Raw genomic sequence first — 19,543 nt, forward strand, 5'->3', positions numbered from 1 at the left:
GTAAATTTAGAAAAATACCAAGCCATGAAAATTTCGTCTGTATGCAGTCCTTTTCCAAAAATTTCTTCCCAGTTTCCTTTGGTTTTGAATCCGTTTTTCTTCCAGATTTCTAAAAATTCTGGAACTAATTTTTGTTTGTTTTTTTCTAAATATTTGATCAATTCATCGGGAACTGATTTCTGAAATGCAGCATTCGCTAAAGCGTGATAATCACGAGCCGTTGGCAACATTCCGATTTCATTTTCAACCTGAATCATGATTACGGTTTGGTCTTTTTGATCGAAATCTTTAATATGCGCCATCAGTTTTTTAAAAGCATTCAAATCGGCTTGAAGATTATTTTCGCTGAAAGGCGTCAAAATTTCATGGCTTTTATTTTTATCGTCTTTAACTCTTGGATATTTTTTCTGGTTAAGTTTTATCCATTCTGGAGCGTGGCTTGACATACTGTTTTTCCATGATCCGAACCAAAGGAAAACGAGTTTTAAGTTTTCTTTTCTTGCACGGCGAATTAAGTCATCTACTAACTGAAAATCAAATTTGCCTTCTTGCGGTTCTATCAATTCCCAATAAATAGGTGTTAAAACCGTGTTGAGGTTCATATCTGTCAATTTAGACCAAATGGGTTCCATGCTTTCCATACTTGTTGCAGAGGAATTTCCTAATTCTCCGCCTCGTATTAAGAATGGTTTTTGGTTTACAATTAATTGTGTTTTGTTTCCTGTTTTTTGAAGATGTGGTATGTTTTGACTAAAACCAAATTGTATTGTCAAGAATGCAATGAGAAACAATTTGCCTTTTGTAAAAACTCTTACTCGATTTGTTTTGCGATTGAAAGCCATTTTGATTTGTTTTTTTGCTCTGATAAATCTTGAGCGATAAAAGTTAAGAAAATAAACAATCCATAGTGCAGACCTTTTCAGACTTGCACTATGGACATATTACTAATTAAATATTTAAGGTTTTTGTAATTCTCCTGAGAAACCTAAACTCACATCTTTTCCGGCAAGACCGTCTGCTGTGCCTTTATATGCATGTTTACGAACATAATTTGCATCCCAAAGGTTTGGAGACTCGTTTGGAAGCCAGTATTCATGTTCTTTTGAATTATCGGATACTCCCCAAATTGTGATTCCGTATTGTTGACCTGCGGGAATGTATTTTTTGTACATATCAATAACATACTGGTACATTTCTGACTGAGAAGCTTGCTGTGCAACTGTTGGCGTAGCAGTTCCTAATCTGATGTCTAATTCAGAAATTTTAATCAATTTTCCTGTAGCTGCCAATTTTTGGAACATTTGAGCAATTTTGTCTTTATCTGTATTTAAATCAATATGCATTTGTGTTCCAATTCCGTCAATTCTAGCGCCTTTGCCTTCAATGTATTTTACGTATTCGATTAATCCGTCACATTTGTCTAATCTAGATTCTAGGTTGTAATCGTTAATGAAAAGTTTATCTGTTTCATTTCCGTATTGACGTGCTAATTTGAAAGCTGTTACAGCGTAATCTTTTCCTAGATATTTAATCCATGAGAAATAATCTGCAGCTGTATCCCCTTCTGTTCCGTTTCTTAGCGTTCCATCTTCTTTCATTGGTTCGTTTACAACATCCCAAGCAAAAACGCTTGTTTTGTAATGTGTCATCATTTTAGAAATCCAATCTGTCATGGCATCTCCAATAATTTTAGTTTTCTCAGCATCTGTTTTTTCAATTGTGACTGGAGCTGTTGCACCGCCACCAGCAGATGATCCGTCTGTTACTGTAACATTATCAATATAATAGGTACCAGCAAGTAATCCTAAATCAAAATTGAAACCTGTTTCTGTTCCAGCTGCTGTTATTTTCCACTCAATTAATTTCCAAGTTGTAGAAGTTGTCTGATTTCCTTGGTATTGAGCTGACCCTCCTGTTGTTGAACAACGTACAGAACCTGGTGCTTCTGAACGAATCATATACGAAATTGTGTAATTTTTTCCTACTGTTAATGTTGAAGTAAAATCTGCATGAATTTGCGTTTTCCATTCTCCACCAGAATTATCGGTTGCGTTGATTACTTTCATTGCGCCGTTTCCTTCGTAAGCTTCTGATGCCGATGCCGCACTCAAGGCATCTGTAGCTCCATTGTATTTTGCCCATCCGGTTATTCCTGAATTAAAATTACCATTGGTTACCAAATTGGTTACAGCTGTAGCCGCATCAAGATCAACAACTGCAAGTGTATTTGCATCAATCAAGTAAGTTACATTTGGAAGATATCCTAAATCTAAATTAAACTGAAAACTTGTGCTTCCTGATTTAAAATCGCCTGGCGCTAATTTAATTTTAACTTGCTGCCAAGAAGAAGTCGTTTCAAAAGCTTCTGTCCACGTTCCTCCAGTGCTAAACCAATCTTTATATGGATATTGATTGGCTAATGATCCATTGAACGAAATGCGTCCTTTTCCAGCAACATCTGATTTTATATAAAATGAAATCTCATAATTATGCCCATCAACTATTGGCACGTTTGGCGAAGTTAATTGCAAATTGTAAGCTGCAGAAGAACTTGCGCTAGATTCTAATTGAATTGCAGACGAAGTGCTTGTTAGTCCGGCATTGGCAACTGTTGTAATGCCTTTTCCTGGGTTATTTCTAGCCCATCCTGTGAAAGTTCCGCTTTTAATAGGTGTTAGATCCAAGACATTTGTACCGCTTGAACCTGGAATTACTGTTGGGGCAATAATACCGTTTAGATAACTAGCATTTTGGTTAGAATGCCAAACTAAAGTGTGTCCGAAAACTGTTAATCCAGCACTTTTTGTTGCTGCAATAAAAGCATCTACGGTGGTAAAGTTAATTTCTCCTTTAGAGTTTACCATTGCACCGTGCTTCATTTCGTAACCTGGCGTTACCTCGTCAAAATTTTCGTTTACGATTTTTCTGTAAGCAGCATCGCTCATGTATAAACTTATTCCGATTCCGTTTCCTAAAGTAAAATCAGAGTAGTTTTTTAATGGTTCGTAACGGCTAATTTTTTCTACTAAAGCCAGCGGAAGTTCAGCTCCTGTTACTTCTCCGTGTTCTGGGTCTTTTCCCCACTCCATCAAATTATCATCGCATGATGACAAAATCATTAGTGATGAAGCAATTATTGGTATGATATATTTATATTTCATTTTGTGGTTGTTGGGTTAGTTAAAATCATTGTAAACTGGCGTATCTAATGGTACAATTCTCCAGTTGTCAGTGTACACTTTTACAGAGGTTGCTTTTGAAGGGAATTCTACTTCGCTTGCGTTTCCTGTTACGTTAGATAGTTTTACATCAGAATTTTCGAAGTAAATTCCAAAGTTTTGGTACGTTGCCGCTTCACGATATGCTAAAACTGTTTCGAAAGTAAATGCTTCTTTAGACCATGCATAGAATTTGTTTAACGGAATTGTAACTGTGATCCATCCTATTGTATTTACGCCAATTGCTTTACCATCTTTAATCCAAGGAACATAATTGTAACAAGCTCCTGCCCATTCTCCGCCATTAAAGTTATTGATCATACAAATTTTTAAGAAGCCTGATTCTCTCCAAACATCTGGCACATAGATATCAAACTGAAATGCTACTTTGTCTAATGCTGTACTTGCTGGAATGTATGGGGTTAATTGTGCTCTCCAATTGTCTACTCCATTTCCTGCTGTCCAAACTTCAGAACAACGGTTTTTAGCGGCATCAAAAGAAGCGATACGAGCTGGACGATGAGGTACGTATTTTCCTTGAGATGTATTTCCTGTTCCTAAAACTGCCGATTCTAAATCTGTTGGCTGAATCATACTTGTTGAAGTCCCCCAATATCCATGAGAACCTTGTCCGTCAAAATCTAATAATATACCTTTTTTGAAGTTAAAATATCTTGGAGAATAAACACCTCCATTTGATGTTTCTGCGTAAATTGAACCTCCTAAATCTGAAATTCCGTTTGGAACAACTACTGTGAAAGATTCTCCTTCTTCGTCTGAAGTGATTCCTGTTGTTACTTCAACATTTCCTGGAAAAACTACTTTGCTTACTTCTGTTAAGCCTGTTCCTGAAACAATAATTGTTTCTCCTGGATTTGGCATTGTATTGGACATACTTATAATAGAAGGTTTTCCTGCGCGAATTTGAAAAGGAAATGTGACTTCGTTATTGTCGTTTACAAAACGAATTGTATTTCTTACGGATGGATCTGCATCTGTAATTGGAGTATCTGCTGAAATGCTCACTAACATTGAGGTATTAGAAACAAAAACAACATTGAAATAGGTCGAATATCCGTTAATATATACTTTCTTCAAACCTGCAAATCCAGAACCTTCAATACGCAATAGCTGTCCTAAACGAGCAAAACTAACTTCTCTATCAGGTACAGATGAATTTACGTCTTCTAAAAACACTTTTGTAATTGTAATTGTGCTTCCTTCTGAATCGTTATTATCGCAAGAAGTAAACAGCATACTGAAAACCATCATGCTAAGGAGTGCGATGGGCGCCCAATACTTTTTATTTAAAATATATTTCATATTTATATCTTTTAGTTTTTTATTTCTGAAACTAGAATAAGTCTTTTATTTTCTCTTCTGTAAACTGATATGGAACAGGATTTTCTCTCAATAATGGATTCTGAACTAATTCAGATTCTGGATAAGGAAGTGTGAAAATGGTCGCGTCGATTACACCAATTGCTCTCGGACTTGTCGCTTTTGAAGCATCAACCGTAACTGTATTTGTGGCTGTATCGTACAAAATTGGAGTTATTGTTCCTCTGTTTTGTCCTGTCACGTAGTTAATTACTTCTTGCTGTTTGTAGTAAGCTCTGCGAACTAAGTCGTACCAATATTGTCCTTCCATACATAATTCAACTCTTCTTTCATGAATAATATCTGCATAAGTCAAAGTTGTTTTTGGGTCTAAGCCTGCACGTGCACGAAGTCTATTTACGACTGAAATGGCTGTTGCATCTGCTGTTGAAGCATTGTTTCCTAAAGCTGCTTCTGCGTAATTCAAATAAACTTCTGCAAGACGCAACATATAAGTGTTTAAAGCAGAATTCATACGGGTAATTTTAGAATTATCTTTTGTAGAGCCTACAACACCTTTTTTAACCGTTAGGAAATCAGCGGTGTGATCTACAGTATAACCGCCATTTGCTTTATTAATTTCAGCATAATGATCGCCATCTCCCATAAAAGTTGCTCTACGGCGAAGATCTTTTGACTCATATTCTTGTAAAACATTATAAGAAGCTCTTGTCCAGTATCCCCAAGCGGCATCGTCTCCTGTAATATCAGAACCTAAAGCAAAATAAGCTTGCTGCGTATTGTTTACTCCGTAATCTCCGTTTGGAACCCATTGCAGTGCAAACATTGATTCTGAATTATTGTTATTATCAATCATGAATAAATCTTCATAATTTGCCATTAAGCTATATGGCCCAGAACTCATTACTTTTTCTGCAGCTTTTTTAGCCAAATCAAGATATTCTTGGTTGCGGGTTCCGCTGTTTGGGTTGTCGCTTACTCCCGAAAATGATAAGTAAACGCGAGACAGCATTCCGAATGCGCTATATCTTGTTAAACGTCCAGACTGACCAGCAGTTTCAGGAAGATATTTTGCTGCAAATTCTAAATCACGTATAGCAAATTCATAAACATCTTTCATTGGATTTTTATTCACAATTGGATTTTTTACCAATTCGCTTGGATTTGTAGAAATGATTACATCTCCCCATAATGAAGCCAAATACCAATAGGCCGTTCCTCTCATAAAACGAGCTTCGGCAATGTATCTATCCTTAACTGCATCACTCAACGGACTTCCAGAAATCCCGATGATCACGTTATTAGACTGTTGCACTACATTATACAATGATGCCCAAGCCGAAACCAAAGGTCCTGTTAATCCTGTTTCTGTTAAATCTGTAAACGGATAAACGTAATCTGAGAAAGGCGCATACATGTTTGCAGCACGTCCGTCTCCTAATCCGTAATAAAATTTATCATTAAAATCGAACCATACTTTGTTGTACAATGGTCCTGTTGCTGCCTGAAAATCAGACTCACTTTTATAAAAATTCTCTTTTGTAATTACATCATTCGGTTCAACATCTAAAATGTCGCTGCAACTCGTCCAAACAAATGGCAATGCAATAATTAAAGCCGTATAAAATATTTTCTTTGTTTTCATTGTGCGTTTTTTAGAAATTAACAGTTAATCCAAGTGTAGTGATTGTTGGTGATGGATAACGTCCATTATCTACACCATTTAAAAGCTGATTTTGGTTTATTGCTCCAACTTCTGGATCGTATCCTTTATACTTCGTAAAGGTTAAAACATTCTGCATGTTTGAGGTCACTTTTACATTTGAAATTCCGTACTTAGAATATAAATCTTTAGGAAGATTATATGATATTGAAATGTTTTTAAGTCTTACATAAGATCCATCTTCTACAAATCTGTTGCTTAAACGATAATTAGATGCCGAAGAAGCCGAAGAAGCTGCAATTCTAGTCATGTAAGGATCTCCACCTACAATCTGAACGTTACGATAATCATTTGGTCCGTTCGGATCGATTAATTCTAATTGTGCATATCCCAAAGCAGTTTTTAATAAGTTGGTATTCTCACGAGGGTTTTCTAACCATCTTCTTTGGTAATTAAGAACTTCATTTCCGTAAGAACCGGTAAATAAAATGCTTACATCAAATCCTAAGAAAGAAAAACTATTATTAAATCCGAATGTAAAATCTGGATTAGGATTACCAATATAACCCGCATCTTTTTCGTTGATTACACCATCTTTATTCGCATCTTCAAACATATAATCTCCAATCCAAACACCATTTTCACCAATTGCCATTCCTTCAGGCAATGCGGTTGGTTTTACTACTCCGTTGGCATCTTTATAATAGAAATCTGTTGCTTTTTCAAAACGTCCGATTACTTTATAGCCATAAAATTGTCCTAATGGCTGTCCGACAGCAGTACGAGTAACAACTGTTACGTCTGAACCTTGTTGTAAGGTCTGATCGTAAACACCAGATTCTGAATTCAGTTTCAATACTTTAGATCTATTCACTGAGATATTGAAATTTGATTTCCAAAGAAAATCTTTTCTCTGCATGTTAATCGTGTTAATCGTGAACTCAAAACCTTTATTTTCAAGAGATCCAATATTAGCAAAAGGTGGCGTTGTAGCTCCTTGCCCTGTTGTTCCTACATAAGCAGGAAGTGATAATCTTAATAATAAATCGTCTGTTTTCTTGTAATAAGCATCTGCTGTGATTTCAATTCTATTATCCAAAAATCCAATATCTACACCAATATTAGTTTGATTAGATTTTTCCCATTTCAAGTCTGGATTTGCTGTATTAGTTGCAATTTGTCCGCTTCCCCAATTGGTTGCAGAAGTTCCATAAACAGAAGTATAAGCATTATTTGGTACACTTGAGTTACCTGTTACTCCCCATCCAGCACGTAATTTTAAGTTGCTAATTGTCTGGTTTTCTTTCAAAAATGATTCATTTGAAACTTTCCAAGCTAATGCAGCAGATGGAAACCAATCCCATTTGTTGCCTTCAGCAAATTGTGAAGATCCGTCTCTTCTAATTGTTCCTGTTAGAATATATCTATCATCAAATGTATAAGTTGCTCTTGCAAAATAAGAACTAAGCGATTTTGTAGAACTTGCATTTGAGTTTCTTGCTGTTGTTGGGTCACCTGCATTTAAATCTGTTGCTCCGTTTGTTAAATAGCCTGAACGGTAACCGTATAGATTTTCCCAGTTTTGCTCTTGAAGCTCTTGAGCCAACATTGCATTAACATTACTTTTTCCGAATACTTTATTATAAGTCAATGTATTTGTCCAAATCCAGTTTTCGCTAGTAGATTTTGTTCTTGATCCTTCTCTTACTTCGTTTGATAATGCTCCAAAAGTATAAGATGGATTAAAAGTATATCTATTTCCAAAACCATAATCTATAGAATATTGCGTTTTAAGTTTTAAATCTTTTGTAAAACCAATTTCTGCATAAACATTCCCTCTAATTCCGTAATCTTTTCCGTGATTATCTTTAAGCATTGCAATTCCGAGTGGGTTGGTTTGAACGAATTCAGTTGTATCTGGTCCATCAAAAGTTCCATCAGCATTACGAGACGCTACGTTTGGAGTTTGTTTTAGTGCCGTTAAAATCACAGAATCATCATTAACTGTTGTTACCTGATTGGTTTTGTAGGTATTTAAATTTACTCCAACCTTCATCCATTTTTTTACTTGAGAATCTACTACAGCTCGAATCGTCATACGATCAAATGAAGATCCGATTATTGTTCCTTCCTGATCAAAATAAGACATTCCTAATGCATAAGTGGTAGTATCAGATCCGCCTGAAGCAGATAAATTATAACTCTGGATCAAACCTGTTTGAAATAATTCGTCTTGCCAATTTGTTCCTTCTCCTAATAAATCGGGACGAATAAAATAAGGGTCTCTTTGTACGATTCCTAAATCTGCTCTTGTGTTTTTAAGCGTTCCATATTCTCGCAAATTTAGCACTTGCAATTCTTTAGGCATTTGCTGCCATCCTACATAACTGTCAAAATTTAAAGTCAAATCTCCTTTTCTACCTGTTTTAGTTGTAACCATAATTACTCCATTTGCAGCTCGAGATCCATAAATAGCAGTTGCAGAAGCATCTTTCAAAATATCGATCGAAGCGATATCTTGCGGGTTAATTCCTGAAAGCGGATTTGTATTTAATGAACCTGAATTACCATCTATAATGACACCATCAATTACATAAATTGGCTCATTAGAACCTGTAATAGAACTTATACCACGAATACGCACCGAAGAACTTCCGCCTGGTGTACCACTATTCTGCTGAATCTGCACCCCAGCAGCTCGTCCTTGTAATACCTGATCTATAGTTGTAGAAACAGATTGTGTTACTGCTGCACTAGATATAGAAGAAATAGCTCCTGTTAAATCTGCTCTTTTTGCAGTTCCGTATCCAATAACAACAACTTCTTTCAAGTCATTTAAATTTTCTTCAAGTACAGCATCAATTTTAGTTTTATTGTTCACCGCTACTTCGTGCGGTTTATATCCGATAAAGCTAAAAACTAAAATACTATTAGTAGGAATAGATTGGAGCGTATAAGTTCCGTCAAAATTCGATACTGTGCTTGTTTTAGTTCCCTTTACAATAATATTGACACCCGGTATTGGTCCGGCACCATCAGTTACAGTACCTGTAACAGTAATTTGTGCATTTACCGAAGCAGAAAATACCATCATCAGGATTAAGAACCCCAAATTCTTAAAGTATTTAGATCTGCTTTTAGTAATTAAAAAGTTAGTCATAAATAATTGGTTTAATGAGTTAATAGTTGGTTTAGTTAGTTTCTATTTGGCGACTTTAGTATTGCTTTTAATTTTTAACATTTCAAGCGAATAACAACTTATAGTCAAAACAAATATATGCAAAAAACAACAACACACAATCGGTTGCGTTAATTTTTATTCTCAATTTGAAAAAAATATCATTAAAAAAAAGAATTATACGCAGTAATATTTAAAAAATATTAAACAATCATCAAAAACAGTATTTAATATCACGAAAACGTTAGAGATAATAAATCGTTTAATTCAAAATCTTAAAAAAAACATAAAATGTTAAATTCTTATTTTTTTTAAGCGAGTACTAAAACGATGTAGTAACCGTCGTAAAATTCGTCATAAAATAAATCTTTATCAATCCCTTATAAAATGGGACTTAAGAAATATTAAATACTGAAAGCCAACACACTAGACCCTATAATGTATATTTCTTACAAAACTTAAAAAAGAAACAATCGGTTGCTTTTATTTTATAAAAAAACTCCCTTCTAAATAACTAGAAGGGAGTTTAAAAACTATAAAAAATGAAAAATAAGAATATTATAAGTTCATCTTTTTGGCGTCTTCAACGAATTGTTTCAGACCAATATCAGTTAACGGATGTTTCAACAATCCTTTAATCGCAGAAAGGGGTCCTGTCATTACATCGGAACCAATTTTGGCACAATTGATAATATGCATCGTATGTCTCACAGAAGCCGATAATATTTGAGTTTGATAATTATAGTTATCATAGATTTCTCTAATTTCCGAAATCAGATGCATTCCGTCTGTTGAAACATCATCTAAACGTCCTAAAAATGGGGAAACGTAAGTAGCTCCTGCTTTTGCCGCCAATAATGCTTGTCCAGCAGAAAATACCAAAGTTACATTGGTACGAATTCCTTTTGAAGAAAAATATTTACAGGCTTTTACACCATCACCAATCATAGGCAATTTCACTACGATCTGAGGATGTAAAGCTGCCAATTCCTCGCCTTCTCTTACCATCCCTTCGAAGTCGGTTGAGATTACCTCAGCAGAAACATCGCCATCAACGATATTACAAATGTCAAGATAATGTTTCAGGATATTTTCTTTTCCTGTAATTCCTTCTTTTGCCATTAAAGACGGATTGGTGGTTACACCGTCTAAAACGCCTAAAGCCTGCGCTTCTTCAATATCTTGAAGATTGGCAGTGTCAATAAAAAATTTCATAAGTTTTTTGGTTTATTAGTTGTTATAAATAATTCTTTATCATCGAATGAATCGCATAGCGTGTCATTTCGACGAAGGAGAAATCTTCGCGAGAAACTCGACAAAGATTAGTTATTTACTTTGTGGAGCTACTTACGGAGATTTCTCCTTCGTCGAAATGACAAAACTGTACGTTTTTTTCTTTGTGTAGATAAATTTAGTAGAGACGCACTGCAGTGTGTCGAAATTTTAGTGAGTGAAAAATGTGCATTTCGATTGATTCTGCTCTTCAAAAAACCTTCAATAAAAAAAACTCACTTATTATTTTATCAAACTGACTTTTTATTCATTTCAATTTTCAAAAAATAGTAACTAAACCTTCAATCTATTTTTCTTAAATCCCAATGTAAAAAAGCCATAATCTTAATACACATTTTCGAAGTTTTTTATCTAAAAAAGCATTATCAAACACTCTAACGTTTTACAACTATAATGTTTAAAAATTTAAACTTTTTCTAGATTTTTTTTCTCACTAAATATTTTGTAGAAACCTAACAGTCCCGATGCATCGGGGCTGTTAGGTCTGAATATTTAAAATCTAAATCAATTAAATATATTGATTGATGATGTTTTCAAACAATTCTTGTTTACCGCTTTGAAGATTTAATTCTCCATTTTCGTGAGCGATAGTATAAAGATCTTTTAAACCTAATTTACCGTCAGCAAAATCTTTACCTTTTCCAGAATCAAAAGAGCTGTATCTTTCTTTTCTTAATTTTTCGTATGGAGAAGAAGAAATGATTTTATCAGCAGTCAGTAAAGCTCTTGCAAAAGTATCAGCTCCACCAATGTGCGCCAAGAAAACATCTTCTAAATCTGTAGAGTTTCTTCTAATTTTAGCATCAAAATTAACTCCACCACCTTGTAGTCCGCCAGCTTTTAAGAAAACCAACATAGCTTCAGTAGTTTCTTGGATGTTATTTGGAAATTGATCTGTATCCCATCCGTTTTGGTAATCACCTCTGTTGGCATCGATACTTCCTAACATTCCAGCTTTTGCCGCCACTTCTAATTCGTGTTGGAAAGTATGTTGCGCTAAAGTAGCGTGGTTTACCTCGATATTGATTTTAAAATCTTTATCTAAACCATAATTTTTCAAGAATCCAATTGCAGTTGCAGAGTCAAAATCGTATTGGTGTTTAGATGGCTCCATTGGTTTTGGCTCGATAAAGAAAGTTCCTTTGAAACCTTGAGCTCTTGCGTAATCTCTAGACATTGCTAAGAATTGCGCCATGTGGTCTAATTCTCTTCCCATATCTGTGTTTAGCAAAGACATATATCCTTCTCTACCTCCCCAGAATACATAGTTTTCTCCGCCTAAAGCGATAGTTGCGTCCAAAGCCAATTTTACTTGTCCACCAGCTCTTGCCACGACATTAAAATCAGGATTTGTAGCCGCACCGTTCATGAATCTTGGGTTTGAGAAACAGTTTGAAGTTCCCCAAAGTAATTTAATTCCAGATTCTGCTTTTTTCTGTTTTAAATACTCTGTAATGAATGCTAAACGTTTTTCTGATTCTGCGAAAGTTGGCCCCTCGTTAATCAAATCGTAATCGTGGAAACAGAAATAATCGAATCCCATTTTGCTAATGAATTCAAAAGCAGCATCTGCCTTATCTTTTGCCGCTTGATATGGATCTGATGAAGCATCCCAAGCAAATTGCTGTGTTCCAGGCCCGAATGGATCGCTACCTTGTCCGCAGAATGTATGCCAATAAGCGATAGCAAATTTAAAGTGCTCACGCATTGTTTTTCCAGCCACAACTTGGTCTGGATTGTAATATTTAAATGCCAAAGGATTGTCAGACTCTTTTCCTTCAAATTTAATTTGGCCAATACCTTTGTAGTATTCTTTATCTCCTAAAACTATCATTTTATTTATTTTTTTATTTGTTTGTTAATATTAATTCTAATTCTTGTTTCCATTTTTTATAAGCCGTTTCATATTCCTCTTTGTTTTTAAGAGGCAAAAAGGTCATGACGTGATCGTTTGTTGTTATTCCTGAACCAAACTTTTCAAAGTCACCATCTGTCAAGCCCACTGCTCTTGCCGCTCCTACTGCTCCGGTTGTATTGTAAATTTCGATTTCATGTCCAATTAATGTCGCCACAGTATTAGAGAAAATCTCAGAACGGAAAAGATTATCATTTCCAGCTCTAATGACATTAATCGTTGCATTATCATCTTTCAAGCATTCCATTCCGTAAACAAAAGAAAATGCAATGGCTTCCAAAGATGCTCTGAATAAATGCGCGTTGGTATGAATATTAAAATTCAGGTTTAAAATATGTGATCCAATGTTTTTATTATTGAACATTCTTTCGGCTCCATTTCCAAACGGAATGACAACCAATCCTTGCGAACCTACATTTATCTGAGATGCTTTTTCATTCATTTCTTCATAAGACTCATTTCCGATATTATTTCGCATCCATCGGTATTGGATTCCTGCTCCGTTTATATTTAGCAATTTTCCAACTCTCGGATTTGATTCCGTATAATTTACATGAACAAAGTTGTTTACACGAGTACTTTTTCCTGAATTTGTTTCTGTCACGGCATAGAAAACGCCCGATGTACCACCTGTCGCGGCAACTTCTCCCGGACGAAGTACATTCAATGACAAAGCATTATTTGGCTGATCTCCCGCTCTATACACGATCGGAATTCCTGCAGGAAGCCCAGATTCTGCAGCAGCTTTTTCAGTAACAACACCTTGATTTGCAAAGTTTTCTACAATTTTTGGAGTTAATACTGTATCAATTCCGTAATATTCTAAAAGCCAGTCGGCTACTTTATTTTCTTTATAATCCCAAAGCATTCCTTCAGACAAACCGTTTTTGGTAGTTGTTACTTCGCCAGTTAATTTCAAAGCGATGTAATCTCCCGGAAGCATGTATTTAGAGATCTTATTGTAAACTTCAGGTTCGTTTTCTTTCACCCATTTTAGCTTTGAAGCAGTAAAATTTCCTGGCGAATTCAATAAATGCGACATGCATTTTTCTTCTCCAATTTCGGCGAAAGCCTTATTTCCAATTTCAACCGCACGGCTGTCACACCAGATAATTGAGTTTCGAAGCGCACTTCCGTCATTGTCCACAATCACCAATCCGTGCATTTGGTACGAAATACCAATTCCCTGAATTTTAGAAGCATCGATATTTGATTCTTTAATCGCTCTTTTAGTCGCTGTACAAATGTGCTGCCACCAAATTTCAGGATCTTGTTCTGCCCAGTCTGGGTGAATCGAAAGGATTTCCATTTCGTTCTGCGGTTCATTCAGAACGATTACTTTTTTGCCCGTTTCTGCTTCTACCAAGGCCGCCTTGACAGAAGAACTTCCAATATCATATCCGATATAATACATACTATAATGATTCTCTTATTATTAATTTTGTTGGCACATAACACTGCGTTTCTTCGTCATGCGTGATAAATGCCGCTGCTTTGGTTCCTAGTTCTTTAAAATCAGTTGAAACAACCGAAATTCCTTTGTATATAAACTTTTTCATTGGGGTTTCGTTATAAGATAAAAATCCAACGTCTTTCCCTGGTTCATAATCTTTCTCTTTGCACTGTTCTAAAAAGTGTCCCAAAATTCGGTCGCTTACACTGATATATGCAATTCCTTTCTCGATATTGAACTTTTTTGGATCTGTAATCACTTCATATTCAAAACCAAAATCAGCACAGAATTTTTTAAAATATTCTACCGTTTCCCACGGATGATTTGTAAAATCTGGATATACAAATTGTATTTTTTTATATTTTTTAAACAGATCTGCTGCTTCTTTTAAAGACTCATAAAACGCTTTCCCGAAATCCTGAAAAACATAATTATTCGCTTTATCTGCTCTAATATTCCAGTCAATCAAAAGCAGTTTATCTTTTGAGATTGCTGACAATGCTGGCGGAATATCCTTGTGGTCAAAATTCATTACCACATATTTGTAATATTTCCCGATTCCGTTATTAATGATCGTTTTAAAAACATCAATATTATAATGGTGAAACTGCACATCGATAATCACATTATCAGGCAAATTATTCACAACCGAATGATACAAAACCTCCTTATATGCCTTAAACGTATCCAAAACCAAAAGCACTTTTCTTGTTTCACCCGCTACATAATAGCCTTTGTTAGGCACAGAATCGATTACTTTTTGATCTTTTAAAATTGAATACGCCTTAAAAACCGTATCTCTAGAAAGCTGATATGTTTTGCAAATCACATTTACAGACGGGAGCAAATCTCCCTTTTGCAAAATATTTTCCGCAATAGCATTTGTAATTCCGTCAACCAACTGCTGGTACTTCGGAATATCACTTTCGTGATTTATTATAAATTCAAATTTTTCTTCTTCTTTTAGCATACCGTTCTGTTCCGTTCTGTTATGCTAAAGTAGCTAAAAATCTTTTATAAAAAATTATTTTTTACATGAATTATGTTATTTTTTTTAGCTTCAGAAGAGCGTAATATTTATAGAAAATTAAAATACACATAGATTAAAAACTCCGGCGGAGCGACACATTTATCGCAAAATAATATATCACCCCGCTGAGGCTTTTTACAATTGGGCGTTCTAAAAATTCTATAAATATTTCGTCTCTCTGGGGCTTCGCGAGTAACTCCAAATAAGACTCCCATCTTTGTCGAGTTTCTTGTGGAGATTTCTCCTCCGTCGAAATGACAAACTAGATGAAATATCTATAGTATTTTTTTCTATCATAGCTCTGGGAGAGCGTAATATTTATAGAAAATTACAATCCTCACCTATTAAAAGCTCCAGTGGGGCGACATATAACACATCATTATAAAACTCAAAAACAACACAACCGATTGTATTTTTTTTCAAATTTTTTTACACAGAAAAACTAATCTATTAATCTTCTTATTCCGTAAGGATCTATTGTGATAATCGAACCATCTTCTAAATAATCGATTTTGGTTACTTTCATGCTTCGCAAATGTGTTACTCCTTTTGACAAACTAGAATCGTGGTAAAACAAATACCATTCACCTTCTACTTCGCAAATCGAATGATGCGATGTCCAACCCACAACAGGATTCAAAATTCTTCCTTGATATGTAAAAGGCCCATACGGATTATCGCCAATTCCATAACATATAAAATGTGTATCTCCTGTCGAATAAGAGAAATAATATTTTCCGTTATATTTATGAACCCAAGAAGCTTCAAAAAAACGACGGTCGTTATCGCCTGCTTTTATAACTTCTCCATTTTCATCCAGAATTAAAATCTCTTTTGGTTCTTCGTCAAATTCCAACATATCTTCTCGAAGTCTAGCTACAATAGGGCCTAACTCTTTTTCATTTGCTAAAGGTTCTTCATTATTCTGATCGTATTTGTTATTTCGGTATTTCTGAAGCTGTCCGCCCCAAATTCCTCCAAAATAGATATAATGTTTGCCATCCTCGTCTTCAAAAACTGCTGGATCAATACTGTAGCTTCCTTTTATAGCCTCTTTTTCAGGAATAAAAGGTCCAACAGGCGAATCTGAAATAGCCACTCCAATCTGGAAAATTCCGTTAGCGCGTTTGGCAGGAAAATACAAATAATACTTTCCGTTTTTGTGGGCTGCATCTGGCGCCCACATTTGTTTTTCCGCCCAAGCAACATCGTCTACGTGTAACGCTACACCGTTATCAACCGCTTCTGATGAAATATCTTCCATCGAAAAAACGTGATAATCCTCCATCCCAAAATGATCTCCATTGTCATTAAATGGAATTCCAGCATCGATGTCGTGTGAAGGATAAATATAAATTTTACCATTAAATACATGTGCCGAAGGATCGGCTGTATAAATGTGTGATACTAAAGGCTTTGAAATCGCCAGTTCATTAATTTCCTCAAAATTAATGTGTTCAATGCTATCTTCAGGCATAGTGATATTTTGTTTAAATAATTAAGTTCTTCGTTCTTTAAGTTCTGTTTCGATTTGCACTTCCATTTCTTTATTGATTTTATAGAAAAACAGCAATCCAGCTCCAATTAAAAAAGGGATTGCAGGGAAAATACTCACTAGTAATTTGATTCCGTTTATAGCTGTTTCTGATTGTTGAGAAGCATTTGGAACGTAATGGAAATAGCCTAAAAACAAGGTTGTTAAAGCGCCACCAACACTTAATCCGGTTTTCAATCCAACCATCATTGCAGAGAAAATAATGGCCGTTGCACGACGGTTATTCAGCCATTCTGAATAATCGGCAACATCGGCAATCATAGCCCAAAGAATTGGTATTGTGATTCCGTAGAAAAATCCGTGTAAGATTTGAGAAAAAAACATCAATCCAATTGAAGCTGGCGGAAAGAAATAGAAAGCAATAATGAATAAAGTCGAAATGAATAAAAACACTCCAAAAACATTTCGTTTTCCATATTTGTCTGCCAAGTTCTTAGATAATGTAATACCAACAATCATAAAGATAATTCCTCCCGCATTGAATAAACCGAAGCCCGCAGAAACTGGATCATTACCAAAATGATTTAGCCCAATCGTAGTTAGAAAATCTAATATTGGCTGAATAAAAACGGCTAACTGTTCTTTGTTTACATAGTTTTCAAAATAATATACATAAGAACCGCCTTTCATCGCCAGGGTCACAAAAACCAAAGTCGTCAGGGTAAGCATAATTACCCAAGGTCTGTTTTTGATTAAATCGCTTAAATCTTCTTTAATGCTTGATTTTTGTTCTGGTTTCGGAATGATTCTTTCTTTCGTCGTTAAAAAAGTAATTAAAAGCATGATTGTTCCAATAATTGCCAGAGCAGTCATTACTTTCTCGATTCCAATTGCTTTATCGCCATTTCCAGCGCTTTTAATAATCCCAAGCATGAAAACCTGAACGAAAAATTGCGCAAACATAACTGCTACAAAACGGTATGACGACATGCTGTTTCGTTCTTTCATATCGCCTGTAATAACACCGCTTAAAGCAGAATACGGGAGATTGTTTGCCGCATAAAAAAGAAGCAATAAAATATAGGTTACAACAGCATAAATTACTTTTCCTTTATACGAAAAATCGGGAGTTGAAAATGCTAATAACGCCACCACTCCAAGTGGAATTGCGGTTATTAAAATCCAAGGTCTGAATTTTCCCCACTTAGTACTCGTTCTATCTGCTAAAACTCCAATAATTGGGTTAAAAATAAAAGCAGCAATTAATCCAACGATCAGCATGATGATCGAAGAATCGGTTGGCGACAAGCCGTAAATGTCGGTGTAGAAATACGCCAGATAGGTCATCAAAGTCTGAAAAACAAGATTTGCAGCAAGATCTCCTAAACTGTATCCAATTTTTTCTTTGATGGATAGTTTTTGTGAAATGTTAGTCATTGGTGGGTTTGTGGTCATTTTGTTGGTTAGTTAGTTTTTACTCCTGCAAAGTTTTCATAACCTTGTAGGTTTCCTATTGATTAAAACTGCTCTTCAATTTTATACCTACAAGGTTATGAAAACCTTGCAGGAATGCAAATTACAATTAAAACAATCGGTTGTGTAAAATTAGACAAAAAAACATATTATGCAAATTTACTTCACTTTATTTAAGTTATTTTTCAAACCACAACCGATTGTTGGGTAATTTATCAATCCTTAAGCCATTTTATTATTTATTCTTTGGTCTCTTTGAGATTTAAAATACTATCGTAAGCTTTTTTATGTCTTAAAGTTGCATCAAATGGTAACGGATAATTTGTTCTTCTTTTTATCGGCCAATCATTTAACCAAGATTGTCCATCATGAACACCCCAAAAAGTAACTCTACTGATTTTATCTTTATGTTTCAAAAATAATTTAAAAATCGAAGCGTAACGCTCTGCAAGCTTGTTTTGAATAGAATCTGGCAATGTTTTAGGATACGGATTCATTTTCGCGCTTCCTTCAAAATTTTGACTAATCTCTGCCCCTTTTAAATCCCACGGGTTTGGTAATACTGTAATATCTAATTCTGTAAACGCTACTTTAACTCCTAAAGCCGAATACTCTAAAATACTTTTCTCAATTTCTTCTATTGACGGGCTTCCTAACCTCCAATGTCCTTGAATTCCAACGCCGTCTACTTTTCCTCCTTCTGCTTTTATTTTTTTGATTAAGGCGATCGCTCCTGCTCTTTTTGCTGGCTCTTCAATATTATAATCGTTATAATATAATTCTGCTTTAGGATCTGCTTTTGCCGCTAATTTGAAAGCATCAACAAGATATTTCTCTCCGAGTGTTTTCAAAAAAACAGATTGTCTCAAAGTTCCATCCTCATTTAAAGCTTCGTTTACAACATCCCAAGAATTGATTTTTCCTTTGTATTTGGAAACAATCGTATTGATATGATCTTGCATAAAAGCTTTCATTTCTGTGCTGTCTGCGATTTTCTCCATCCAAGGTGCCAATTGACTATGCCAAATCAAAGTATGTCCATGAATAAACATTTTATTCTTTTCTCCATACGTGACAAATTTATCTGCTAAAGTAAAATCATATTTGTCTTTTTGTGGATGTACATACATAGATTTCATAATATTCTCAGCCGTAATAGCATTAAATTCTTTTCGAATAAGAGAATCTTCTTTAGCATTTTTGACTTCTATTTGATTGGCACTTAAAGCAGTTCCAATATAAAAATCGTTTTTATAAGCATCTTTTAATGAAGCCGTTTCTTTTTGCGAAGTGCAGCTTACAGCCAGCAAGGTCGTGACGGCAAATAAATAAGGTTTAATAAATTTCATATCTTTTGGTTTAAATAGTTAATAGTTTTTTCACTTCGTTTGTCATTTCGAGGAACGAGACCCGAGCGATAGCGATCAGGCGAAGCAAATCGCACTAGAAATTCCGCATAGAATGTCTTCAACCTTATCGAATCC

12 protein-coding genes are annotated in these 19,543 nt (G+C 35.1%); all 12 read right to left on the reverse strand.

Features of this window, described 5'->3' with window-relative positions; genetic code table 11:
• The coding region (locus B3J44_RS04820; RefSeq protein ID WP_286966122.1) for a beta-galactosidase at positions 1-842 on the reverse strand (842 nt) is incomplete at its 3' end.
• A 114-nt stretch (positions 843-956) separates the two neighbouring features.
• Positions 957-3,161, reverse strand: a complete 2,205-nt coding sequence (locus tag B3J44_RS04825) for an endo-1,4-beta-xylanase (protein ID WP_286966123.1) — start codon at positions 3,159-3,161, stop codon at positions 957-959.
• 15 nt (positions 3,162-3,176) lie between these two features.
• Positions 3,177-4,541 carry a glycan-binding surface protein gene (locus B3J44_RS04830; RefSeq protein ID WP_286966125.1) on the reverse strand — a complete coding sequence of 455 codons (1,365 nt, stop codon included), beginning with the start codon at positions 4,539-4,541 and terminating at the stop codon, positions 3,177-3,179.
• A 31-nt stretch (positions 4,542-4,572) separates the two neighbouring features.
• Positions 4,573-6,204, reverse strand: coding sequence for a RagB/SusD family nutrient uptake outer membrane protein (locus tag B3J44_RS04835; RefSeq protein ID WP_198858445.1), 1,632 nt, complete (start codon positions 6,202-6,204; stop codon positions 4,573-4,575).
• Positions 6,205-6,214: 10 nt separating this feature from the next.
• On the reverse strand, positions 6,215-9,382 hold the full coding sequence (locus B3J44_RS04840) for a SusC/RagA family TonB-linked outer membrane protein (RefSeq protein WP_286966127.1): 3,168 nt from the start codon (positions 9,380-9,382) through the stop codon (positions 6,215-6,217).
• A 576-nt stretch (positions 9,383-9,958) separates the two neighbouring features.
• Positions 9,959-10,615 (reverse strand): fructose-6-phosphate aldolase, encoded by a 657-nt coding sequence (gene fsa, locus B3J44_RS04845; protein WP_286966132.1) that lies wholly within the window; start codon positions 10,613-10,615, stop codon positions 9,959-9,961.
• A 586-nt stretch (positions 10,616-11,201) separates the two neighbouring features.
• Positions 11,202-12,527, reverse strand: a complete 1,326-nt coding sequence (gene xylA / locus B3J44_RS04850) for a xylose isomerase (RefSeq protein WP_286966137.1) — start codon at positions 12,525-12,527, stop codon at positions 11,202-11,204.
• A 13-nt stretch (positions 12,528-12,540) separates the two neighbouring features.
• Positions 12,541-14,022, reverse strand: a complete 1,482-nt coding sequence (locus B3J44_RS04855; protein WP_286966140.1) for a xylulokinase — start codon at positions 14,020-14,022, stop codon at positions 12,541-12,543.
• 1 nt (position 14,023) lies between these two features.
• Entirely contained in the window at positions 14,024-15,031 is a 1,008-nt protein-coding gene (locus B3J44_RS04860; protein WP_286966151.1) for a GntR family transcriptional regulator, read from the reverse strand.
• A 502-nt stretch (positions 15,032-15,533) separates the two neighbouring features.
• On the reverse strand, positions 15,534-16,568 hold the full coding sequence (locus B3J44_RS04865) for a glycoside hydrolase family 43 protein (protein WP_198858451.1): 1,035 nt from the start codon (positions 16,566-16,568) through the stop codon (positions 15,534-15,536).
• 21 nt (positions 16,569-16,589) lie between these two features.
• Positions 16,590-18,023 carry an MFS transporter gene (locus B3J44_RS04870; RefSeq protein ID WP_286966203.1) on the reverse strand — a complete coding sequence of 478 codons (1,434 nt, stop codon included), beginning with the start codon at positions 18,021-18,023 and terminating at the stop codon, positions 16,590-16,592.
• Positions 18,024-18,298: 275 nt separating this feature from the next.
• Positions 18,299-19,408, reverse strand: coding sequence for an endo-1,4-beta-xylanase (locus B3J44_RS04875; RefSeq protein ID WP_286966158.1), 1,110 nt, complete (start codon positions 19,406-19,408; stop codon positions 18,299-18,301).
• Between the last annotated feature and the right edge of the window lie 135 nt (positions 19,409-19,543).

It is taken from the genome of Flavobacterium sp. UBA4854, assembly GCF_002399805.1.
Taxonomy (GTDB): domain Bacteria; phylum Bacteroidota; class Bacteroidia; order Flavobacteriales; family Flavobacteriaceae; genus Flavobacterium; species Flavobacterium ginsengisoli.